Below are 4,335 nucleotides of genomic sequence, written 5' to 3' on the forward strand. Positions count from 1 at the left end.
CCCGCCGACGACCTGCTCGCCGAGTCGCTCCCCGAGGACCTCTTCGATGAGCTGGTCGCGGCCCTCGAAGCCGAAGCCCGCCGCCTCGACTCCGCCGGTCCCCTCGCCGGGGTCCTGGCCGAGCTCGAGGTCGGCCGCACCGCCCGCGAGCGCCACTGGGCCGCCTGGGGCTTCGCCGCGGGCTTCGCGCTCAACGTCGGCGTCGCCAAGTGGGCGCAGGTCGCCTCCGGCGCGCCGCTCGCCGATTTCCTCGCCCCCATCATCCTCGGGGGTCTGCTTGCCGGCGCCGTATGCGCGGCTATCGGCTGGGCCGCCGCCCGCCTGCGCGAGCCCGCCTGACCGCCCGTTGCCCGTTGCCGCCTCGCCCCCAAGACTGGACCGACATGCGCATCCTCGTTACCGGAGGGGCCGGCTTCATCGGCTCCCACATCGTCGACGCCTACCTCGAAGCCGGCCACGACGTCGCCGTCGTCGATAACCTCTCCACCGGCCGCCGCGCCAACGTCAACCGCGCCGCCCACCTCTACGAGGTCGATATCCACGCCCGCGAGTTCGAACGCATCGTCGCCGACTTCCGCCCCGAGGTCATCAATCACCACGCCGCCCAGGCGAGCGTTAAGGTCGGCCAGGCCGACCCCGTCCACGACCTCGAGGTGAACGGCGGCGGCACCGCCCGTGTCGCCAGCCTCGCCATTGCCCACGGGGTGCGCAAGATCATCTACGCCTCGTCCGGCGGCACCGTGTACGGCGAGCCCATCGCCCTCCCCGTCACCGAAGACCACCCCATCGCGCCGCGCTCCGCCTACGGCACCTCCAAGTACGTCGGCGAACTCTACGTCCAGCTCGCCGCCCGCACCGCCGGCATCCAATACACCATCCTCCGTTACGGGAACGCGTACGGCCCCCGCCAGGACCCCCAGGGCGAGGCCGGCGTCGTCGCCATCTTCACCGGACTCATGCTCGGCGGCCAGCAATGCACCATCGACGGCGACGGCGAACAGAAGAAGGACTATCTCTACGTGGGCGACATCGCCAGGGCCAACGTCCTCGCCCTCGACCGCGGCCCGGCGCTGGTCGCGAACATCGGCACCGGCGTCGGCACCACCGTCAACGAAATCTACCGCGTCCTCTCCGCCGTTACGGGCAACACCATCCCGCCGCGGTTCGGGCCCCCGCGCCCCGGCGACGTCCGCAACTTCTGGCTCGATTGCAGCCGCGCCCGCGCCGAACTCGGCTGGGAGCCGCGCGTCAGCTTCGAAGAAGGCATCCGCCGCACGGTCGAATCGTTCCGCCCCTGACCCGGTTCCCTGCGACCGCCTACCGCACGACCCCGGCCTCGCGCAGCCGCGCGATCTCCTCGGCGGTCAAGCCCGCCTCCGCGAGCACCACGTCGGTGTGCTCGCCCAGCATCGGGCTCGGCCCCTGCGCCTCCAGCCGGCTCGCCGACATCTGGAACGGCGGGCCCACCATCTTGTACTTCCCCAGCAGCGGGTGCTCCAGCTCCACCTGCAGCCCGTTGGCAAGCGTCTGCGGGTGGTCGAACAGCTCCTCGATGAAGTACAGCGGCCCGGCCGGCACCCCGTGCCGTTCGAAAATTTCCCCCCACTCTTCCGTCGTCTTCGTCCGGAATAGCGCCTCCGCCTCCTTCACCAGCTTCGGCCCCTCCACGTCCCAGCCCGGCGGGTTGACCTCGAAGCTGCCATCCTCGCGGAAGCGCGGGTCGCGCAGCCCGGTCGCCGCAAGCACCTTCAACCGCAGCGACTGACTGAGTGCGCCGACGGCGATGAACCCGTCCCGCGTCTGGTACACCCGGTAGTAGATGTTCCCCACTGCCGCCGGGCGGTACTTGTTGTGGACCGCCACCTGCTCGGTAAAGCTCTTCATCTCAGCCCGGGCCTGCTGGAGCTCGGCCAGCATCGGCGGGATAACGCCCTCATCGAACGCCTCGATCCAGGTGAACTGGCTCGTCTGCATGGCGATGGCCGTGCCCATCAGCGTGCAGTCGATGCGCTGCCCCCGACCGGTCTTCTCGCGGTAGTACAGCGCCGCGCAGATGCTGTTCGCCATCTGGATCCCCGTCGCATAGTCCGCCACCGCCGGGTAGATGTACGTCGGCACATCGCCCGCCATCTTCGCCTCGCCCGCCATCAGGCCCGTCATCGCCTGCACCACCAGGTCGTAGCCGCCCCGGTGCGCCAGCGGGCCGTACCGCCCGTACGCCGTGTTCTCGCAGTAAATCAGCCGCGGGTTGATCGCCCGCAGCGTCTCGTAGTCGATCCGCAGCTGCTCGGCCACCCCCGGCCGGTAGTTGATCACCACCACATCGGCGTCCTTCACCAGCCGGTGGATGACTTCCTGCGCCTCCGGGCGCGTCATATCCATCGCCACCCCGCGCTTCCCCCGGTTCAGGCTCACGAACGTCCGCGACTCCTTCGGGATCAGTTCGACGAACACCCGCCACGGCTCGCCCTCGAGCGGCTCGAACTTCGTCACCTCCGCGCCCATATCCGCGAGGTGCATCCCGCAGAACGGCCCGGCGATGATCTGCGAAAACTCCAGGACCTTCACGCCCTGCAACGGCCCGGTCGGCATACGAACTCCCTCCTCGGGCCCGTATTCTAACGTTTGCGTGAAGGTGCGCTACCGCGGCCACCTCCCATCTCCTCCCCGCTCCCCGCTCCCTGCTCCCCGGGTGGACGGGGGCTGGTGGGGCGGCTCCAACCTCCAACCTCCCACCTCCCACCTACTCGGCGGGTACCACCAGCACCGATCGCTTCGTCCCGTGCACCACCCGGTCCGTCGTGCTCCCCAGCGCGATCCGCTTCGCCAGCCCCTTCCCGGTCGAGGTCACCACAATCAGGCTCGCGTTCTCCTGCTCCGCCACCTCGAGGATGGCCGTCGCGGCGTCGCCCTGCACCAGCACCGTCCGCTCGCCTGGCTTCGCCGTCGCCTGCAGATACTCCTTCGCCGCCGCCTCCAGCGTCGCCGAGAGGTCAGCCGGGTAGTACGAGAACTCGATCCCGGCAGGCGGCGGCACGCTGTACGCCCGCAGCAGCAGCAGCGGCAGCCCTGCCTTCGCGCCCAGCTCGCGGGCCAGCGCCAGCCCGCGCTCCGCCTCTTCCGAACCGTCCAGGCCCACCACGATCGGCCGACCGCCCCCCGGTGCCTCCGGCGCTTCCGTGCCCGGCTCCACCAGCACCGGGACCTTCGCCCCCCGGATGACCTTATCGGCCACGCTCCCGAGGATCAGCGCCCGGAACCCCCCGTGGCCGTGCGTCGCGATCACGATGTACGAAGCCGTCTCCGCCGCCTGCAGGATCTCCTTCGCCGGCGAACCAACCACGACATCGCACACCGCATCGCCCATCCCGTGCTTCGCCGCCAGCCCCAGCGCATACTCCCGGAACTTCTCCGCTGCGTGCTGCCGCTGCTCGGGCGTGCCGTCGTGCTCCATCACGTGCAGGAAGCGTACCGGGAGCCCCGTCACGCTCTTCAGCCACGCCGCATCCACGAGTGCATGCTCCGCAAGGCTCGAACCATCGAGCGGGATCAGGATGGGTCCATTCGTTGTCATTGCACCTGTACCTCCGGCTGGTGCGCCAAGCATGAACCATCCGCCGCCCGCGCGCGAGCCCCAATCCGGCCCCCAGCGGGGCGCCGACCGGGCCCATCGCCTCGCTCAAGCTTGCGAATTCTTTCACGAAAGGACCACCGGCCCCCGCCTCCGGGCCAACCGGACCTCTCCGGCCGACGCGCCGGCCCCTACCCTCCACCCTGCGAGACCCCTCGCGTGGAGGCCACAGTCCCATGAACGCTCCCTTCGAACCATTCCCCGCTCCCGCTCAGCGCCTCGACCGCCGCCGCTTCCTCAAGCGCGCCGGCGTCGTCGGCGCCGCCATCCCGGTCGCCGGCGCACTGATCTCCAGCGCCTGCTACGAAGACCCCACCGGCCAGAAGGCCGAGCCCACCGGCGTCGGTTCCGGCAACGTCAAGCCCGGCCCTACCCCCGCGTCCGGCGGTGAGAACGCCTCCCAGCAGCGCTGGCAGAAAATCGACGCCGACCACCAGAAGGGCGTCCTCGATTTCCTCCGCAACCAGAAGGCGCCGCTCACCAAAGGCCGCGGCAACGTTCCCCTTGAGCCCCGCATCGAAAACGGCGTCAAAGTCTGGGACCTCACCATCGACGAGGTCGACTGGGAAGTCGTGCCCGGCCAGGTCGAAAAGGCCCGCGGCTACAACAAGATGATCCCCGGCCCCATCCTTCGCGGGAAGGTCGGCGACCGCGTCCGCATCAACGTCACCAATAACCTCACCGAAAGCACCGCCGTCCACTGG

At 69.8% G+C, this 4,335-nt stretch carries 4 protein-coding genes and 1 pseudogene; 3 read left to right on the forward strand and 2 right to left on the reverse strand.

What is annotated here, in order from left to right; genetic code table 11:
• Both VAE46_RS00685 and VAE46_RS00690 read left to right on the forward strand, forming a co-directional pair.
• Window positions 1-339 (forward strand): annotated as a pseudogene (locus VAE46_RS00685) (hypothetical protein); the annotation flags it as partial.
• Window positions 340-383: 44 nt separating this feature from the next.
• On the forward strand, window positions 384-1,298 hold the full coding sequence (locus VAE46_RS00690; protein WP_322794978.1) for an NAD-dependent epimerase/dehydratase family protein: 915 nt from the start codon (window positions 384-386) through the stop codon (window positions 1,296-1,298).
• A 19-nt stretch (window positions 1,299-1,317) separates the two neighbouring features.
• On the opposite strand, the gene VAE46_RS00695 is transcribed toward VAE46_RS00690, so the two are convergent.
• A complete protein-coding gene (locus VAE46_RS00695; protein ID WP_322794979.1) occupies window positions 1,318-2,592 on the reverse strand; it encodes a CoA transferase in 1,275 nt (424 codons plus the stop codon).
• Between the two features lie 151 nt (window positions 2,593-2,743).
• Window positions 2,744-3,574 carry a universal stress protein gene (locus tag VAE46_RS00700; protein ID WP_322794980.1) on the reverse strand — a complete coding sequence of 277 codons (831 nt, stop codon included), beginning with the start codon at window positions 3,572-3,574 and terminating at the stop codon, window positions 2,744-2,746.
• 233 nt (window positions 3,575-3,807) lie between these two features.
• Between VAE46_RS00700 and VAE46_RS00705 the strand changes: the two genes are divergently transcribed.
• On the forward strand, window positions 3,808-4,335 hold a 528-nt coding region (locus VAE46_RS00705), incomplete at its 3' end, for a multicopper oxidase domain-containing protein (RefSeq protein ID WP_322794981.1).

This window comes from Tepidiforma sp. (assembly GCF_034433535.1).
Taxonomy (GTDB): Bacteria; Chloroflexota; Dehalococcoidia; order Tepidiformales; family Tepidiformaceae; genus Tepidiforma.

Coding starts and splice junctions, on each gene's coding strand:
- VAE46_RS00690 (WP_322794978.1), top strand. CDS start 384: ATGCGCATCCTCGTTACCGGAGGGGCCGGCTTCATCGGCTCCCACATC.
- VAE46_RS00695 (WP_322794979.1), bottom strand. CDS start 2,592: ATGCCGACCGGGCCGTTGCAGGGCGTGAAGGTCCTGGAGTTTTCGCAG.
- VAE46_RS00700 (WP_322794980.1), bottom strand. CDS start 3,574: ATGACAACGAATGGACCCATCCTGATCCCGCTCGATGGTTCGAGCCTT.